The sequence below is a fragment of the Occallatibacter sp. genome (genome assembly GCF_049582745.1).
Lineage (GTDB): Bacteria > Acidobacteriota > Terriglobia > Terriglobales > Acidobacteriaceae > Telmatobacter.
This window is the reverse complement of record NZ_JBAUUO010000033.1, coordinates 17,942-36,424: the sequence shown is the minus strand read 5'-3', so window position 1 is coordinate 36,424 and position 18,483 is coordinate 17,942. Positions and strand designations below refer to the sequence as shown.

Sequence of the window (18,483 nt, the reverse complement as noted above, 5' to 3'; positions counted from 1 at the left end):
TCCTTTTGTAAGCATTTAGCTACGCTTCGACAACGCAGTTATGCCACAAAAACAGCGGCCTTTTCCCACTTTCTTTTTCCCGGACCTTTACTTCTTGCCTACTCCCCGTGAGAAATGCAGGCTAGAGCCCGACTTCAGGATTCAAAATTTGCAGCGATTACACGCTCGCTTGTTAATTCTGAGAGCAGCTCTCGCAGCCGTCCTTGCTGAGCAGCCCGGCGATTGTATCCAGGATCTCCGTGGGGTGAACAGGCTTGGCAAGAATCTCAAAGTCATGCCCCAGCCTTCTGGCCTCCTGCAGGAGACTGTCGGCGGACGGTTGCCCGGAGATCAGCAGGATGTGACAGTCAGGCAAGCGCTCTTTCAGAGCCATCGCCAGGTCGATGCCATTCATTTTCGGGAGCATGACATCAAGAATCGCGAGGTCCGGCGACCATCGCGAGAGGCTGCCCAAGGCCGTCTCCGCTGAATAGGCGACGCGGGTGTCGTAGCCGCTTGAAGAGAGGATCTGCCGGAGCGTGTCGGCAACGACCGGTTCATCTTCAACGACAAGAATCCTTTGTTCTCCCACTTCTCGGGGCATAAATGGCCTCTCCGGTGGGAAGTCGGCGTGCGGCCCACTGCTGTTGTGAGGGATGCCGTGTTGCGCAACGTTGGTTGGTTGTATGGTGCACAATCATGGCTGCTCTCTCAGCGGAAATGCAATATATGCCACGGCGGGTCGTGTTGCGTCTCCGGCACAGGATTGCACGGAGCGCGGTACTTACTTTTTGACTCCCGGTAATGGAAGTCCATTACTGTTTCGCCGATCTGAGTGTCTCGAAGGTGTGATTCTAAACCGTTCAATTTACGTCATTTGCAGCATTGCGTGGCTATAGTGGAAGGCATAACGTTCAAGTATCGAGCGCGCCAGTCGCAGAGCGAATGAGGGGCGCGCGAGCGAGGACATTATGCACACACCTGGTAATCGAGACGGCCGCGTACAAACCGGGAGAACAGGTTGGATTTCCATTCATGTCAACGATTCCGATGGTCTGCCGTCACCTCCCGGCGGCAGTGCGGAGGCTGAAGCGAAGACGATTCCACCGGGTCTGATCCATCTCTTCGAGCATGCCGAAACGGCGCCCCTATCGTTGCCGGAGCGTTTTCCGCGACTCACTTTCGTGGCGATCGCGATCGCTCTGCTCGTTACCGCCCTTACGGCGGAATTCGATTATCTGCGGGGTGCGGGATATTTCTGGCCTTGATATGCGCAAATTCAAACGGGCCACTTGGAGCAGGACTCATCGAGGCAACGTGCAGGCAAAACAGATCGGATCCGGTCAACCCACAGCGGCTCGCTTTGAGCCAGAAACTTGGACAGTCTCCCTTCCGAAGCCTCCGGAGACGGGCTTTCTGCTGGATTGGCTCTCAGGCGGAGAGGCATTTCAGAGGAATATCCAGGGATTTCCGCTGAGATTCGAAGCCTTGATCTGATTCCATCGTCCAGTTCCGGCCATGATTTGAAGAGATTTGCGAACGAAATCCTGCCTTTCCAGCAGGTTGCATCGAGTCGAGTGGCTTTCAAACGGCGCGGCTTCGGTAGTGACAGGGACTCACCAGTGCCAAGTTAGACTCCAGCGCGAAAAGCCACCCTCCAATTTGCTCTGCGAGAAAAGGCTGGCACATTTTGGTGATCCAAATTACAACCCATGCGACCAAAGTTCTTTAGTTCTATCCGATTGGGGCATATCCGAGGAAGAGTAGCCGCTTTAGGATACTGACCACGGAGAGAATCATGACTAGACCCAATCATCAACTTTCCTATGTGGCTGCACTCGAGACAGCGCACTCGGAACTCGACGAAATTCTCGCGACATACAAGGAACTGCAAATCCGAAAAGAACGACTTGAGGCAGCTACCGAGGCTCTTGGGTCTCTTTTCGAATCAGAAAAGCAAGTTGCTGTCAGAGACCAACATGCGCTCCACCCTTCAGTTGAGCCACGGAATGGAACTTTAGGACCCGTTCCTGACCGGACTGAACGCTTCATGGAATTTCCGCCTGTGCCCCAAGAGCCAATTCAGGAATCATCGGATCCCATTCAGAGACGAATTAACTATGCGTTGGGAATCACGGCCGCGGCCTGAGTCGCCACAAACCGGCAAGAACCTGCGCAATACCGATGACACCTGCAAGAAAGGCAATGAATTTCGCAATGAACGACCTCCGACCTTCCCAAAAAGCCGTGCGACGGAGCGACGACTGCAGCGCGAGGTTACAACAGACAGAAAGTGAAATGACGTCGGAGTCAGGACCTATTCTGGAATCGCCGGATGCAAGCGGCGCGGCAAGATCCCTTATGGAAGACACGAAAGCGCGCGGAAGCAGAATCCCGTCCAAACAGCCGACGATCCTCGTCGTGGATGATGATTCGTCCATCCGGTTACTTATCGGATCCGCCCTCGAATGCTGGGGATATCGGGTGGATCTGGCCTCGAGTGGTAACGAAGCGAAGGAAATGATTGATCGCGATTCCTTCGACCTGATTCTCACTGACATGTTGATGCCGGACGGGGACGGTTTCACCCTTCTTGATTGGGTCCGTGCAAACCGGCCTGGCCTTCCAGTGGTGATGGTTTCGGCTGCCTCCGACATTGGAATGGCGATCGATTCCATGCATCGAGGAGCTTGTGACTACCTTTTGAAGCCCTTTGATCACAGGAAGCTGTTCGAAACAATCCGACGCGCCCTCGAGCAGCGTCTCGAAATACTTCACGCTCGCGCGTATGAGCATAATCTGAAAAAGGAACTCCGCATCCGGACAGACATGCTTCGTTGGGCTGTAAACGATCTGCAGCGCACTCACGAGCTAATGCTGTTGACCCTAGGCGACGCGCTGGATTTGAGGGATTCGGAGACGGAGGGACACTCCAAGCGAGTAACTGCTTACAGCATCGCTCTGGCCCGCGCTTTGAAGATCTCGCCTCGCGAGATCAAGGTACTGGCCCAAGGTGCCTTACTGCACGATGTCGGGAAGATAGCGATTCCCGATGCCATCCTGCGAAAGCCGAGCAAGTTAACCGAAGAGGAGCAGGAGATTATGCGTGCGCATTGCGTACGCGGGTACGAGATGTTGTGCAGGATACCCTTCCTGGCCGACGCGTCGGAGATTGTCCTGAGTCATCACGAGCGTTTTGACGGTAGTGGTTATCCGCGCCGCTTGCGGGGAAGCAAGATCCCCCTTGGAGCACGCGTTTTTGCTGTCGCCGACACACTCGACGCCATTACCAGCGACCGTCCTTACCATAAAGCGAGCAGCTTCGCTGCAGCACGCGACAACATTCAGGAGGGCTCCGGCACTCAATTTGACCCCACAGTTGTAGAAGCATTTTCGAAGATCTCCTGCGAAGTATGGCTGAAGCTTCGAGAAGAGAGCGTAGGCGAAGGAGGAGACCGGGTCCTTCTTCGAGAAGTATTTCTAAATCTGCCGGACTTCTCTGGCCTACAAGACTTTATTGCAATGAACTTCTCAGATCCACAAGCACTTGCAGTCTCCTAGGAACCCTCCGAACAGTCGGATTGGCTCAGAGCCGAACTTTTGATTTTCAAGATAGATGCCGCAAGTGCTTATCCGACTTACAAAAAGCACTTGATTTGCATGCGGTGAAAAACAAAGAATGTTCGGGGCGGAGCGATCCCGAGGTTCTCTCGATAGAGATTGAAATGTGGTCCATTCAACTTCGGCACCTCCGAGCCGATATTGGCGCCACTTGCATGCGCAGATTCCAGTGCCAGAATGCCGAAGAATCCCCAATGATGGACATCGCGCGGAAGAAAGCATGTCCACAACTCCCGCCTGGGAGCCGCGATATTCGTCACCTTTTTCGGCTTCCGCGGCAAAGAGGTAAATGTTGCGAAGACTCTCCAAGTACTCACCCGATCCATTTTTCGAAGTAATTCGTATCACTGCTGTGCGATTCCAAAACGCGTGCCACCATGATTTGTGCGGAGATTCCGCCATGGGCAAGTGTTTTTTTTCAAAAAGATGGAATCGGGTTAGGAGCGGCGCTAACGTTGCCATTTGTTTCCGTGCTCGATTAAGGTGGTTTCGTTGACAAGAATGACCTAGGAGCAGGGCGGAAAAGTGAAGACAAATCAGGGGGAAATCCCCGTGCGGAATCGAGCCACAGAACTGAGCGGGCGAGATGGACGGAGATCATTTGCAGCGGTCGGCGATCGGTTGTGCGTAACGCTGGAAGTCGAACCTGCCGGTCAGACGGAACCACAGACTGGATGCAAATCTTATTCTGCATGGAGGCATGCACTTTGGATTGCTCTCGGGCTGGCGCTCGCCATTGGTGTTGCGCCAGGCAGTGCACAACAGGCGCTTCAACGTGCGAAATCGCAACCACTTTATAAGCAGTCGACCACCCCAATCGAGCAGCGCGTCGAAGACTTGTTGAGGCGGATGACGCTGGAAGAGAAGGTGCGGCAACTGGATCTGTACGCCGCTGCAGGAACACTGGAAGACAAACATACCGGCAAGGAGCATGTTGCGCTCGACGCAGCCTTTCTTCCAGAGAAGGCGCAGGCGATGTGGGGGGACCTTGGAGTTGGTGGCATTCACGACGTCTACCCGACTTCAGCACAGTCCAATGCGATCCAGCAATGGGTGATTGCGCATAATCGTCTGGGCATTCCGGCACTGTTCATCGAAGAGGGGCTCCACGGCTTCGATACGGGTACGGTGTTTCCGGCTCCCATCAATCTGTCGGCGACCTGGAATCGGGAGATCGCGAAGCAAACAGGGGAGGCTATTGCCGCGGAGGCGCGCGCGACGGGAGTCGACATGATTCTGGCGCCGGTGCTTGATCTCGCGCGCGAACCGCGGTGGGGGCGGGTTGAGGAGGACTTCGGTGAAGACACCTATCTCACCGGACAGCTAGGGCTGGCCTACGTGCGAGGAGCGCAAGGAGAGAGTCTGAACTCGGATCACACCGTAGTCGCCGAGCCGAAGCACTTCGCGGGGCATGGTTCTCCCGAAGGGGGCACGAACACCTCGCCGGTGCATATGGGAGAGCGCGAGCTGCGCATGGTGATGTTGCGAGGATTTGAGCCGGCCTTTCGCGAGGGACACGCGATGGGCGCGATGGCCGCCTATCACGAGATCGACGGCATCCCAGTCACGGCCGATCCGTTCCTGCTGAAGAAAGTCTTGCGCGATGAATGGGGCTTTCAAGGGTTTGTGCTCTCCGATCTGGGAGCGATCCGTCGCCTCTACGATGTCCACCACGTTGCAGCGACACCAAAGGACGCCGCATGCATGGCGATCCGATCCGGCGTCGACATGCAGTTCTACGATTTCGAGCATAGCGTTTTTCAAAAGGCACTCGTAGATTGCGTACACGAAGGCACGCTTTCCCAAGCGGATCTCGATCGGGCAGTCCGCTCCGTACTTCGAGTCAAGTTTTCTCTGGGGCTTTTCGATCACCCACTGGTGGATTCGGAATTGAGTGCGAAGGTGAATCGCTCCGCCGAGCATCTTGCTCTATCGCTTGAATCAGCGCGCCAATCGATGACCCTGCTCAAAAACGAAGGGAATTTACTCCCTCTCTCCCACTCCATCCGGCATATTGCCTTGATCGGCCCCAATGGCAACGTGGCGCGATACGGAGATTACGAAAAGGAAGAGAACGGTCTACACATCAGCATGCTGGACGGGATTCGCAAACTGGCCCCGCAGGCGGAAGTCACCTTCGAAGCGGGCAAAGACATTCCTGCAGCAGTGACTGCCGCAAAGGCCGCCGACGCAGTAGTGATGGCGCTGGGTGAATGGCAAGGCATCTCAGGCGAAGGTTTTGACCGCTCTTCGCTCGACCTTCCGGATGATCAGGAACAACTGCTTGAAGCTGTAGCCGCCACGGGCAAGCCAGTAGTTCTGGTTCTTCAAAACGGACGGCCCCTGACGATCGGGTGGGCGACGAAACATATTTCAGCCATCCTCGAAGCCTGGTATCCAGGTGAGTATGGCGGGCAGGCGATCGCTGAAACTCTCTTCGGTGACAACAATCCCGCCGGCCGCCTCACGATTACTTTTCCGCGAAGCCTGGGACAGTTGCCGGACTACTACAGTTATGACCCATCGCGCATGCACAAGTACGTCGACGATGATGGCGAGCCGCTATTTCCGTTTGGATTCGGTCTGAGCTACACCACCTTTCGCTACGATCACCTGACTGTGCAGGCACCGTCACCAGGCAGCAAAGGCGAGATACGGATCACTGTCGAGGTGACAAACACTGGCGAGCGAGAAGGAGATGAGGTGGCTCAGCTCTACATGCGCGAAGACGTGGGCAGCGTTGAGACTCCGGAGCGCTCACTGGAGGGATTCTCCCGAATACACCTGAGGCCGCAGGAGACGAAGAACGTCTCCTTCAATGTTCCGCAGAAACAGCTTGCAGTGTGGAATGCCGGGAATCGATGGGCCGTAGAGGCAGGTAACTATACAGCCTGGGTTGGCGGATCTTCTCTCGCTTCCCTGACCGCCAGGTTTGTTCTTCATCCGTAAGTCGGAGGTCTGGAATGAAAAACACAAATGAATTCTGCGAATTGATCCGCAGAAAAGGCTTTCAAAGGACGGGAAGACAATGAGAAGTCTTGCGAGGATCGCTTTTCTTATGATTCTGGGCGGCGGCGCTTTAACCGCCTTCGGCCAGCACCTGAAAGAACCTGTTGACTACGTCTCCCCGAACATCGGAGGGATTGGACAGCTTCTCACAGCGACGATTCCTTACGTGCAACGGCCGTATGGCATGGCGAGGATCGCGCCCATCACCACTCCCGGAATCACTGACCGTTACCTTGCGGACAAGATCTACGGGTTTCCCGCTGGTCCCGCAACCCTGATGGCCTCCGTAGGTAAAGTTGGCACGGACGCCGCAACCTATGCATCGGAGTTTGATCACGACTTTGAAACCGCGACTCCGTACTACTACGCGGCGGACCTGCAAACGTGGGGGATACGGGCGGAATTCACGGCAACGAATCAAGCTGTCTTCTATCGATTTACATTTCCTGCAAGCCCTCACGCACATCTTGCAATCAATTTGAAAAGCGGCTCCGAGCTTGTGGTGGTAGGGAACAACGCAATACAGGGGAGCGAGCGTTTCGATGGGCCGATTGCCAAGACCGTACATTCAGGCCGCGAAACACTGCAATACTTCTATGTGGAATTCTCTCGTCCCTTCAGCTCTTACCAGACATGGCAGAACGGCAATCTGAGCCAAACGGCGAAGCAGACCGGCGATCGCATCGGATTTGTTACCGACTCGCCGTTGTCGGCGGGAGAGTCGATTGAAGTGCGAGTTGGCATCTCCTATATCAGCACGGAACAGGCGCGACGCAACCTCGAGCGGGAGATTCCTGCCTGCAACTTTGAGCGTGTTAAGTCCGACACACGTGCGGAATGGAACAGATCTCTGGATGCCATCAGCACCGTGGGCGGTACGGAACGGCAACGAACAATCTTCTATACGGCTCTCTACCGGTCGCTGGGCCGCATGACCGACATCACCGAAGACGGCAGATATTTCAGTGGCTTCGACCATGCCGTACACGACGCGCAGGGGCACGATTACTACGTAGACGACGGATTGTGGGATACCTATCGTTCGCTCCATCCTCTGCAGTTGCTGCTCGATCCGAAGCGGCAAGAGGACATGATTCGTTCCTACATAAGCATGTATGAACAGAGCGGCTGGATGCCGTCGTTTCCCTCCGCCGCCGGCGAACAGGCTGTGATGATTGGGCATCATGCAGATGCATTCATCCTGGATACGTATGAAAAGGGGTATCGCGACTTCGACGCGGAAAAGGCCTACGAGGCCATGAGGAAGAATGCGACAAAAGCCACGATGCTTCCGTGGAGCCGTGGTCCGCTCACCAGTCTGGATAAGATCTATTTCGACAAGGGTTTCTTTCCGGCGCTTTCCGTTGGCGAACGGGAAACGGTTCCGGAAGTGACTCCCGAGCGCCGGCAGTCGGTCTCGGTAACGCTTGAGAATAGCTATGACGACTGGTGTGTGGCGCAATTTGCCAAGGCTCTAGGCAAGCATGAGGACGAAGTCTATTTCAACAAGCTTGCGCATAACTATGAGAATGTCTTCAACCCGGCCATCGGCTTCATGGCTCCCAAGGATGCAGACGGAAAATGGATCGAGCCTTTCGACCCGAAGTTGGGAGGTGGACAAGGCGGACGGGCTTACTTTACCGAGGTTAACTCGTGGCTCTATACCTTTAACGTTCAGCACGATGTTCCTGGATTGATTCATCTGTTCGGCGGTCGCGATGCATTCAACGCAAAGCTTGACCGCCTGTTTGTGGAGCAGTATGGGACTTCCAAGTTTGAGTTTCTCGGTCAGTTCCCCGATGCAACAGGACTGGTGGGTCTCTACGCCCAAGGCAATGAACCGAGCTTTCACGTTCCTTATCTTTACGATTTTTCCGGGCAGCCATGGAAGACGCAACGTCGCGTGCGACAACTGATGGATGTCTGGTATGACGACACCCCGCTGGGCATTCCAGGCGACGACGATGGCGGCGCCACTTCATCCTGGTATGTTCTCAGCGCGATCGGATTTTATCCCGTATGCCCCGGAATGCCGGTGTACGAGATCGGCAGCCCCATCTTCGAGAGGACCGTGATCCATCTAGCCAACGGCAAGCAGTTTACGATCGTCGCGCATCACGTGTCGGCGCAAAACAAATATATCCAATCGGCTCAGTTGAACGGTAAGGCGCTGAACAAGCCTTGGTTCGGCCATTCGGATATTGCCAATGGAGGGACGCTGACGCTGGAGATGGTAGATCGTCCGAATGTGCAATGGGGCAGCGCCCCTGAGGCTGCTCCGCCGACGACGGGTGGAGGAAGCGCTACCTCGCTCGGAACCGAAAGATGAAAAGATCCGATGAGCGGTGAAACAGATGAAGGTTGGAATGAGCCTACACAATTCAGAGTTTCCTTCGCGACGGAAACTGCTGTCCCTGGGAGTTGCGGCGGGTGTTGCGACATGCCTGAATGGCTCCGAGGTCGCAAATGCTGCCGAGCCCAGCGATCGGGCTGCTTTGCACGAAACGAACGTCAGGAGTTTCGGCGCAGTTGGGGACGCTGTTGCCGACGATTCCGCGGCATTCCAGCGCGGGCTGGATGCCGTTCACAAAGCTCAGGGTGGCGTGGTCTATGCGCGCCGGGGCGGAATCTGTTTCGCGGAATTCTTAATGCGGCCGTTTGGTCCGATGAAGACAGGGCAGTAGCGTTTGCCTTCAGGGGTGTCGATACGCTTGGTGATATTCACCTGCATGGGAAAACTCCCGGCAAAGTGGTATCACTTGGTATCACCCTCTCGCTACTCGGTCAAACTTGTTGAAAGGGAAGGGATTAGATGGTCGGGGCGGAGGGATTCGAACTCGCTTGCCCTTTTCCCAAAAGATGTTCTATATCAACATATTGGACTGAGTCTCCGGCGGGTGGTACCTAGGGTGGTACCGCTTTGGCCAGGAGATGACCATGGAAGTGAATGTCACCAAACGAATCGTAACTCAAGTCTGGGACCGTTACTGCCCTGTTGTTGTGAACAGCAGCGGGAGGATCAAAGCTGACTGGGTCATAGTGGACGGCCATCAGGAAAAACACCCAGGAGGCTCCTACTATCTTGAGTGGCGCGAGAATGGCCGGCGCAAGCGGCTCTCCGTCGGCAGGGACGCAACGGTTGCCTTCAACAGCCAGATTCGCAAAATCAAGGAACTGGAGGCTCGAGCCGAGGGGCTGGAAGTGCAGGTGCCCAAAGACGACCCGAACCGGTTTCAGCTTCGCTCTGCCATGGCCGATTTTCTGGAGGAGATCAAACTCTCACGGCAGGCCAAAACGTGGCAGGGCTACAAAGTGTCCCTCACCTACTTCCAGCAATCCTGCGATAAGAAGTGCGTGGACGAGATCCAGCGGATCGATCTGCTGCGTTTCTGCGCCTTCCTCCGCGACAGGAAGAAGCTCGCGCCGCGAACGGTCTTCAACAAATTCACCTGTGTGATGACGTTCCTCGAGGCGCAGGGCCTGCCCAAGCTGCTCGGAAAAAATGATCGTCCGCGATACGTGGAAACGGAAGTGGAAATTTTCGAGGACGATCAGTTGACCGACCTCTATTGCGTTTGCTCTCTGTACCACCGGATGCTGTATGACTTCCTGTTGATGACAGGATTCAGAGAGCAGGAGGCGATGTACCTCACCTGGGAGAACGTTCGTTTCGGGGCGAACATCGTCGAGATGCGCTGGAAGCCTCAGTTTCACTGGTCGCCCAAGGCTTACAAGGAACGCGAGGTTCCCGTCCCCGACGAGTTGCTAGAAGCGCTCGAAATCTATCGAAAATCTCTGCCTGCCAGGCGCGCGGCGCCGGGCGCACTCGTCTTTAGCACGAGGAGCGGAAGACCCGACACGCACATGATTCGCGCACTCAAGAGAAACGCAAACAAAGCCGAATTGAACCCGGAAGATTTCTGGCTTCACAAGTTCCGTGCGACGTTCGCAACGACCCACCTTCGCGCCGGCGTCGATCTGAAAACCGTGATGGCCTGGATGGGGCAGACCACGATGGACAGCATCATCCGTTACTTGAAGCCGGCCAGGAGAGACGAAGTCATCCATAAGGTGAACTCGAGCTTCACCGGGCCGACGTTCGCCAATCGCAAAAGAGTCAACGGTCAGTCTCTGGCGGTTGGCTAGATCCAACTATTCTCGATACGCAGGCCGCGATTTGGCCATGTCCGCTTGTCCTGACGCCGAAGAGAAATCTTCGGCGTTTTTCTCTAAATTGCAAATTTGACGCAAATCCTGTTTGGTCACATGGTCATCTGGCCGTTACTTCATGACCGGACTCGGTAAAAAGGAGGAGTTGATGCTGATCGACCAGATCCTTGAGCAGAAGAAAAGTGCTCTGAGAGCAAACGACATCGCCCGCGTTCTCGACCTCTCAGAGAAACAGATCTATAAAATGGCCGCCGCCGGCGAGATCCCATCCCTGCGGATCGCGAATTCAGTTCGATTCGATCCGCACGATTTTGCGGAATGGTTGAGAACTCGATCGAGTGCCCCAGAAATTGAACCAAAGGCGAGGGTTTCGGCACCCCGGTCCCGCCCGAAACTGGATCGCAGTGCGAGGCATAACCGGGAAAGTTGACCGAGAATCGAGTTCGGGAGATGCTCCTCCCTGTTCGGAGGAGCAGATGCCCTATCGAGCGGGACGACTTGAGATCGCGATTTTCCTCACCGTGCCCCATATGGCAGTACTCCATCGATTCCGCGGGCCTAAGCCGATTCTTGGATTTGACCGAGTTTTTGATTTGACTGACGCTGTATCCGTGAGCAGAGAACTCAAGTGAACCAACTAGCGTGGCATTTACGACGGTATATGCGCAAGGGGCGCATTGAGGAGATCTTTTCCCGATGACTCTCGATCTCGGTACAGTTCCATCGATTGCGGGTGAAAGTGCGATAAGAATCAGAGATATTCTTCGTCGGTGTCACGGAGCATTTCGCGAAGATTGGCTGTCAAGAAAGTTTCGCTATAGCGAGTGTCAGGCACATGAAATTGCCAAGGCCATGGAATCGGCCGGATTTGTGCGGTGGGACAGAGAGCGGGAACGGCGAGACAACAGCCCTTTTCCGTGGTACTCGGTCACCGATGCTGGCGATGACATCACGCGGGCTTCTGCTGCAAGGCGGATCAGGAGAAAAACTGCAACTGCTGCACTAATGGAATTCATGAAGCGCGTTCAAAGAGTCAATGCCAGTCCGGAGTACCTGTATTCTGTAAAGCGCATTGCTGTTTTCGGAAGCTTTCTAGAGCGTCGAGAGCGCATCGGAGACGTTGATGTTGCTGTTGACTTGAAGTCCCGGGTGGAATTCGACAAAAACCATAAATGGGTGGAGATCTTTCGGCAACACGCGTGGTCCTCAGGAAGAAACTTCTCTACATTCGACGAGGAAATCTTTTGGCCACGGCGAGAGGTTCTCTTGACGCTCAAATCACGTAAGCGCAGCATCAGCATCGAGTCATGGTTTTCGTTCGTGGAAATGGAGAAACCGAAGAACTTTCGGTACAAAGTACTTTTCGGTGACGTCAATGAAGTTCGATGCGAACTGGCCCGGGCTCGACGCGAGCGAAGAATGGAGTCGTCCGGAAATACTCCGACCTGCGTCGCTGAGGATTTTGATTGCAGTGGATCATGGGCACCGGTCAGATGACTCTGGGCAGCATATCGAGGTTCGAATCTTGAGGAACATCGTATGGAAGATCGAGTCGAAAGCATTCGGCTGTTAACCGAAGGGTTGTAGGTTCGAGTCCTACCTGAGGAGCCAATAAAATCAACAACTTAGAGCATTAGAAAGCAGCAGAAAGACACAAAATTGAGCCGATTGTAGTCAATTTTGTCGTCACTCACTTTCAAAACCGGTGCTAACCCATAGCAACCGATCTTAGTTGTGGTTCCCCTCGATAGATCGACTCCAAACCTCCAGCCTCACGGCCTGAACCACGCCTTCGCGTGGCATCGGGACTCTCTGAAATTTGATCGAATTTTGCCTTCGCCTGAACCTTCAGTCGCGCGCCCACGCAGGCGCGCTCACCGACAGGACAGGAGTCCCGAATGGCAACTTATCAGAGAGGAAAGTATTGGTGGTACCGGTTTCGCTTCGCCGGCGAGCGAATCGATGAACCGACAAAATCGACATCGCGAACCGTCGCGAAAGACGCTGAGCGGCAACACCGGAAAACACTCGAAGCTGGCTACAACAACTTTAAAGAGGTTCGGCAGAACCGTGTCCGGATTCTTGAGGAGATTATCGACGAATATCTCACGGGCTATCGGCTCCGCTACCGGTCGGCCACTTTTGCCGAGTATGCGCTTGGACACGTCAGCCGTCTTCTCGGCACGAAGATCGTCGCCGACATCACCGAGATTTCGGTTCTTCGTTACCAGGAGGACCGGCTGCGTGAGAAGGCAGCGCCAAAGTCGATCAATGAAGAGGTCCGGTTTCTTCTGAAGATGCTGAGCGACCCCGGCGAGGTGATCCGAGCGCACCTGAAGAAGACCAGGCAGCTCAAGCTGGCCGTTCACAAAAGCATCGGCAAAGCCTTCGACAACGAAGAAACGGAGAGTCTCGCAGCCAAAGCAAAGAGCTCACACAGCCCCCATATGTACCCGGCGTTCATGCTGGCCCGCAACGGAGGTCTGCGAGATACCGAGATCAAGACGCTCACCTGGGGCCAGATCAACCTCGTCGCGAAAACTGTCCAGGTAGGTAGAGCAAAGAGCGAAGCCGGAGAAGGGCGAATCGTTCCTATGAACTCCGAGGTCTACCAGGCGCTCACCGACCATCGCGCATGGTATTGCAAGCGGTTTGGCGAGATCAGCGACGAGTGGTACGTCTTCCCCTGGGGTAAACCCAGGCCCTCGGATCCGGCGCGGCACATTACCTCATTCAAAACGGCCTGGAAGACCACCCGCAACAACGCAAAAGTGAAAGGCCGATGGCACGATAACCGGCACACGCTCATCACAGAACTGGCCGAAAGTGGCGCCGGCGACGAAACCATCATGGAGATCGCCGGGCACGTCGATCGTCAGATGCTTCGTCATTACAGCCATATCCGGATGAAGGCGAAGCGGGAGGCGGTGGAGTCCGTAATCGCCTCTCGAAAGGGAAACTCCCCATTGGGCTCTGCCTCGAAGGCGAGATCCTCCGAATAGCAAAGCGGGGTGTACGGGTCGAATTGACCGAGATCAGACCTCGGGTTACCTTCTCGGTCAGTTCGACCACCTCTCAGTCAGTTCGATCAAAGGATGCAACACAAGGAGAACAAAATGGAATCATTCCTGAATGAAATCCAGGTTTCAGAAAAGATCCAAGTCAGCTTGGCATGTTTAAGAAGGTGGCGCCTCCGCGGAGAAGGACCGCAGTACGTGAAAGTGGGACCGCTTGTGCGTTACCGCCCGGAAGCGATTGAGCAATGGGTGGATGCCTTGCCGACTGGCGGCAACGGCCGGAGACCAGGGTCAGTCCGCATATCGCGCAATCGACTTGCTCAAACAGCTTAGTCGCTGGCGCAGTTGGAATCGTGCACCGAACACAGCGCGGTCAATCCATACCCGCAGATGGAAATTTGACCGAGTTTTGATACTGCCTCATGCTGTCTCCGCATTGGAGGAGGCCCACGTGAAGTGGCAGGTAACCTATCTGATCATGGCGGTATTGCTAACGGTTCTCGAAGGAATCGTGACGGTCTACTTCGGCAAGGCGATCTCGATTGCGTGGACGGGCGATCTCCCGGCGCGCGGGCTCCTAGTCTTCCTTGTCGCATTGGAAGCCACTTCGCTAGCGAATGTATGGGTTCAATGCGGCTCCGGCCTGCACGTCTGGTCGCAGAGCGCGAATGCCAGATTAATGCAGAACGTGACGCCCACTGGGGCTGAGGAGCGAGGACAAAGCGATGTTTGATTCAATCGACGATCTCGGGTTCAAACTCGCTGCCACCGGCTACTTCATCGATCCGGTAATGACTCAGGTGGTCTTTCTCGCTGCGAAGTTGCAAAAGCCGCTGCTTCTCGAAGGGCCCGCAGGGTCAGGCAAAACGCAATTGGCCGTTTCTGTTGCCGCCGCAGCCGGCACGCACATCGAGCGGCTGCAGTGTTACCGCGGCGTGACCGAGGACAAGGCAATCGGCCGTTTCGACGAGAGCCTGCAGCGTCTCTACATGGAGTTCTCAAAGGGCCGGCACAAAGACTGGCAGAGTGTTCAGGCGAACCTGAAGGGGCGGGATTTCTTCCGTCCGGGTCCGCTAATGCGCGCGCTCGAATGCGACAAGCCCTGTGTGCTGCTCATCGACGAGTTGGATAAAGTCGACGATGGTTTTGAAGCCATGCTTTTAGAAATTCTATCGGCCTGGCAGCTCTCGATTCCAGAGTTCGGCACAGTTGTGGCAAAGACCATACCGTTTGTCGTGCTCACCAGCAACGAAGAACGAAGACTGGGCGACCCAATCAGAAGGCGTAGCCTCTACGTGCGGGTCGAGCATCCGACGCCGGAGCGCGAAGCCGAAATCATTGCCAGCCGCACCCCGAAGGCCGATGAGAGCTTCCATCGCGAGATGGCCGGAATAGCGCTCTCCTTCCGCAACTACTCACTGGAAAAGCCGCCATCGGTCTCGGAGATGATCGACTTCGCCAATGCACTGCAACTCCTCGGGACCGACCACGTAACAGCGGAGCATCGTGACGTCCTGCTTCCTTTTTTGGCGAAGACCGAGAAGGACCGTCGACATCTCCTGTTGCGGGAAGGGTTCAAGAGCCTGCTCGACGACGGAGCCAGGTTCGCGCAGAGTCTCGCGCTCCGAGGAGGATCAGCATCATGATTCGGTGCGTACTCATACTGCTGCTATTTCCCAGTCTCGTCGTTGGCCAAACGGATCCTTTACCGGCGGCGCGGATCGTAAAGCAGTATGCGGTGCACTATCGCGTGCCGCCGGAGTTGATCGCCGCATTCATCGACGTCGAATCGCGTTGGAACCCGCGAGCGGTCTCCGCAAAGGGGGCGATGGGAATAATGCAGCTCATGCCCGCTACGGCAAAGCGATTTGGCGCTTTCGAGCCTTTTGATGTGGAACAAAACATTGCCGCGGGCACCCGCTACGTGACGACGTTGATGTGGGAGTTCCACGGAGATCTGCGCCTTGTCGCCGCGGCCTACTACGCCGGCGACCGCAATATTGCACGGAAGCAACTCGATTATCGCAACCCGGACGTCGTTGCCTACGTGCAAGCGGTACGAAGGCAGTACATGCTTCGCAAGTATCCGGCCGTTCGGCCGTTAAGGAGGTCAACCCCATGAAACTTCGCTGGCTCATCCCTGTCGCAGTCCTGCTTCCGCTTCGTCTCAGCGCGAGTGACACAGCAGTTGGAGCACGTGTCGCCACTGTCACGATCAATCCGAGAGATGTCACGATCCTTCATCTCAGGCCAGAGTTTGAATCGACCATCCGCATGCCAGAGGAGATCACATCCGTAATCCTCGGCAGCCCGGGGGAGTTCAAGGCAGAACATAACGAAGGCGAGCCGGAGGATGTCTACGTCAAACCGATCGTTAAAGAGGCTGCCCAGTCGAACCTTCTCATTGCAACTAAATCAGGCCAGCATGTGACGCTGGAACTGGTCAGCGAAGGCTCAAGTGCCACGAATCCAACGCAGCCGGTGGATTTTCTGATCGAATACAGAGCGACGCGGAGCTTCCTCATTTCCGGCGATCCTGAATCGCTGGCGATCCGAAGCGCGCCGACTAATGAACTCGCGCGGGGCGTGAGTGGCGGGACCTCTGGTTTGCGTTCGGCGCCGCTGTCGAGCCTCGACGAGGTATTCAAGCTGCAAGAGAGTGTGAACGCTCCGAAGTGGACGAAATGGGAGGACAAGCAGATCGAGACATCGATTGGCGATATGCGGCAGTTCAGCAATCAGACCATGATCTCCTACTCCATCCTGAACAGCTCGAATGAGCCTATCGAGATTGTCCCTCCGCAAATCCAGATCACAGGCCGCAAGGCGACCAAGAAGAAAAGGAAGGAAGGCAAAGGCATTATCTCGGACCAGCTCGAGATCCGGGACTATCGATTAAGCACAACGCGGCTCGAACCCGGAGAGCGAGCTGACGGCGTGGTCGTCTTTGACCGGCCGAACTTTAAAGAATCGACAGAAAAGTTATTTCTGCAAATCGCCCAGGCGGATCAAGTGGACCGTCCTATCTTGATTCATCTGCCATTTACTCCGCCCATTTCTGGCAACGGCAATTAGAAGGGAGCCATGAAGCTATGACCACCAATGACAACAACAGGAACGGAAGCGTGGGTCTAAACACTCCGGTCATCGAATCGCCAGATCCAACCTCCTCGCGGGGACCGGTTCGCACGCCCGGACCTACCGACGGCTCGGAAAAAACTGAGCCCGTCACCAGGTTCGCAACGCGAACTGCCGCCAAGGGAGCCGAAGGAATCAGCAAGGGCAAACTGATGCTCCTCGGAGGCGGACTCGCAGTGGCTGTTCTCTTCTTTGTTTTCACGGCGGTCGTTGGCAAGGCGCCGAAGAGACTGGCGGCAACAAAGCCGCAGTCGCAGCAGGCTCGGCAGGAGCAGTCGCCGCCCTCCAAGGGGAGTGTCACGCCTCTCATGGATACGGTGCGCACGCCGGCTCCGGACAACAGTAGCGGGCAGCTGGGACCGGGGGATATTCGGCGGACGCGAACAGCAGACAATGGCTCAATCGGGAAGCCGTTCGCAGGCAAGCCTGTTGCTGCCACCTCTCTGGGCAATGTGCCCACTTTTGCCGACACCCAGCAGAAGTGGGAGGATCCGGCACCTTACGGCGGAGGCTCCACAGCAGAAACGCCGCCGACGCAGCAGAACAGTCTCAAGGAGCCCTCTCTGATCTTCGTGCGGAGTGTGGCGCAAGGCCCGGTGTTGGCGCCACAGAGGGTGAGCGCGGATGATGACGGCACTTCGCGGCTGGAATTAACACCAGGTACGCGCATTCAGGCGAAGCTTGAGACGCAGGTTTCGAGCGCGGTGTCAGCTCCTGTAGTAGCCGTGGTCGAATACACATACGCGATCGGCAACAGAATCATCGTTCCCGCGGGAGCGCGGGTGTACGGCCAACTGCAGCAGGCCGACCGAAGCGGGTTGGTCAGCATGAAATTCGACGAAATTGAACTTCTCGATGGAGCCCGCGAGAAGATTGACGCCGTCGGAACCGGCCTCGATCTCGGCCCCATCAAAGGAAACGTGTACGGGAAGAATACGGGCAAGAACTTTCTCTTGCGGGCAGCCTCGGGCCTCGGATCGGTGCTTGCGGAAGTTGCCGGGAACAACACCAGCTCTGCGTTTTCTGAGGACGACATGCTTCGTGAGCGGCTTGCGGAGAATATCGGTACGGCCGGAGACTCAGAGGTGATGAGCCTCAATGCCAACAGCCGCGTGGTGGTCTCCGTTCCGGCCGACACGAAGATATACGTCGTGTTCACCAAGCACGAAACAACGCCTTCCGAACTTCACAGAGTAAGCCCGACGGTTCAGTAGATTGTCCGCTCGCCGCACGACTTTCTTCTTCGCCCTGGCCCAGTGCCGGGGCGTTCTTGTGTTTGGCCAACATATTCAACTGGCGAGTTGCCTTGCGGCTCATCGGTTGTTGTGTCGCGCGCCTAAAGAAATGCGCCTATAATGCGCCCTTCCCTTGGATCCACTTCACGTTCGGGTCAAGGTCGGTCCAAGTGACCCAGTACGCAGTTGGACAATCCTTGCTCCCGATGCCCCAAAGTGAAATTGGGCAGAGATCGGTCCCGTTGACCCAATCCGCTAATGAGCAAACAACGGTCCCATTGACCCAGTTTGCAAAATGAGTCATTTTTGTTCCC

Annotated in this window: 15 protein-coding genes; 14 read left to right on the top strand and 1 reads right to left on the bottom strand. The window is 55.7% G+C overall.

Annotation, left to right across the window (positions count from 1 at the left end; genetic code table 11):
• Window positions 1–172: 172 nt before the first annotated feature.
• Window positions 173–583, bottom strand: coding sequence for a response regulator (locus tag WCA10_RS04250; protein WP_472821252.1), 411 nt, complete (start codon window positions 581–583; stop codon window positions 173–175).
• A 367-nt stretch (window positions 584–950) separates the two neighbouring features.
• Between WCA10_RS04250 and WCA10_RS04245 the strand changes: the two genes are divergently transcribed.
• The 14 genes from WCA10_RS04245 (at window position 951) to WCA10_RS04180 (ending at window position 18,148) form a co-directional block, all read left to right on the top strand.
• A complete protein-coding gene (locus tag WCA10_RS04245) occupies window positions 951–1,247 on the top strand; it encodes a hypothetical protein (RefSeq protein ID WP_472821251.1) in 297 nt (98 codons plus the stop codon).
• Window positions 1,248–2,163: 916 nt separating this feature from the next.
• Window positions 2,164–3,540 (top strand): HD domain-containing phosphohydrolase, encoded by a 1,377-nt coding sequence (locus WCA10_RS04240; RefSeq protein ID WP_472821250.1) that lies wholly within the window; start codon window positions 2,164–2,166, stop codon window positions 3,538–3,540.
• Window positions 3,541–4,152: 612 nt separating this feature from the next.
• A complete protein-coding gene (locus WCA10_RS04235) occupies window positions 4,153–6,549 on the top strand; it encodes a glycoside hydrolase family 3 N-terminal domain-containing protein (RefSeq protein ID WP_472821249.1) in 2,397 nt (798 codons plus the stop codon).
• A 79-nt stretch (window positions 6,550–6,628) separates the two neighbouring features.
• Window positions 6,629–8,938 (top strand): GH92 family glycosyl hydrolase, encoded by a 2,310-nt coding sequence (locus WCA10_RS04230; protein WP_472821248.1) that lies wholly within the window; start codon window positions 6,629–6,631, stop codon window positions 8,936–8,938.
• 37 nt (window positions 8,939–8,975) lie between these two features.
• Window positions 8,976–9,293 carry a hypothetical protein gene (locus WCA10_RS04225; protein ID WP_472821247.1) on the top strand — a complete coding sequence of 106 codons (318 nt, stop codon included), beginning with the start codon at window positions 8,976–8,978 and terminating at the stop codon, window positions 9,291–9,293.
• A gap of 253 nt (window positions 9,294–9,546) precedes the next feature.
• Window positions 9,547–10,755: a tyrosine-type recombinase/integrase gene (locus WCA10_RS04220; RefSeq protein ID WP_472821246.1), complete on the top strand. Its 1,209-nt coding sequence runs from the start codon at window positions 9,547–9,549 to the stop codon at window positions 10,753–10,755.
• A 172-nt stretch (window positions 10,756–10,927) separates the two neighbouring features.
• On the top strand, window positions 10,928–11,209 hold the full coding sequence (locus WCA10_RS04215; RefSeq protein ID WP_472821245.1) for a helix-turn-helix domain-containing protein: 282 nt from the start codon (window positions 10,928–10,930) through the stop codon (window positions 11,207–11,209).
• A gap of 266 nt (window positions 11,210–11,475) precedes the next feature.
• Entirely contained in the window at window positions 11,476–12,276 is an 801-nt protein-coding gene (locus WCA10_RS04210) for a hypothetical protein (protein ID WP_472821244.1), read from the top strand.
• Between the two features lie 401 nt (window positions 12,277–12,677).
• Window positions 12,678–13,781, top strand: a complete 1,104-nt coding sequence (locus WCA10_RS04205; protein WP_472821243.1) for a tyrosine-type recombinase/integrase — start codon at window positions 12,678–12,680, stop codon at window positions 13,779–13,781.
• A gap of 466 nt (window positions 13,782–14,247) precedes the next feature.
• Entirely contained in the window at window positions 14,248–14,529 is a 282-nt protein-coding gene (locus WCA10_RS04200; RefSeq protein ID WP_472821242.1) for a hypothetical protein, read from the top strand.
• Window positions 14,522–15,442, top strand: coding sequence for an AAA family ATPase (locus WCA10_RS04195; RefSeq protein ID WP_472821241.1), 921 nt, complete (start codon window positions 14,522–14,524; stop codon window positions 15,440–15,442). Before WCA10_RS04200 ends, WCA10_RS04195 begins: the two co-directional genes overlap by 8 nt.
• Window positions 15,439–15,918: a lytic transglycosylase domain-containing protein gene (locus WCA10_RS04190; protein ID WP_472821240.1), complete on the top strand. Its 480-nt coding sequence runs from the start codon at window positions 15,439–15,441 to the stop codon at window positions 15,916–15,918. Before WCA10_RS04195 ends, WCA10_RS04190 begins: the two co-directional genes overlap by 4 nt.
• Window positions 15,915–16,871, top strand: a complete 957-nt coding sequence (locus WCA10_RS04185) for a hypothetical protein (protein WP_472821239.1) — start codon at window positions 15,915–15,917, stop codon at window positions 16,869–16,871. Before WCA10_RS04190 ends, WCA10_RS04185 begins: the two co-directional genes overlap by 4 nt.
• A gap of 17 nt (window positions 16,872–16,888) precedes the next feature.
• Window positions 16,889–18,148 (top strand): TrbI/VirB10 family protein, encoded by a 1,260-nt coding sequence (locus WCA10_RS04180; RefSeq protein WP_472821238.1) that lies wholly within the window; start codon window positions 16,889–16,891, stop codon window positions 18,146–18,148.
• Window positions 18,149–18,483 lie beyond the last annotated feature (335 nt).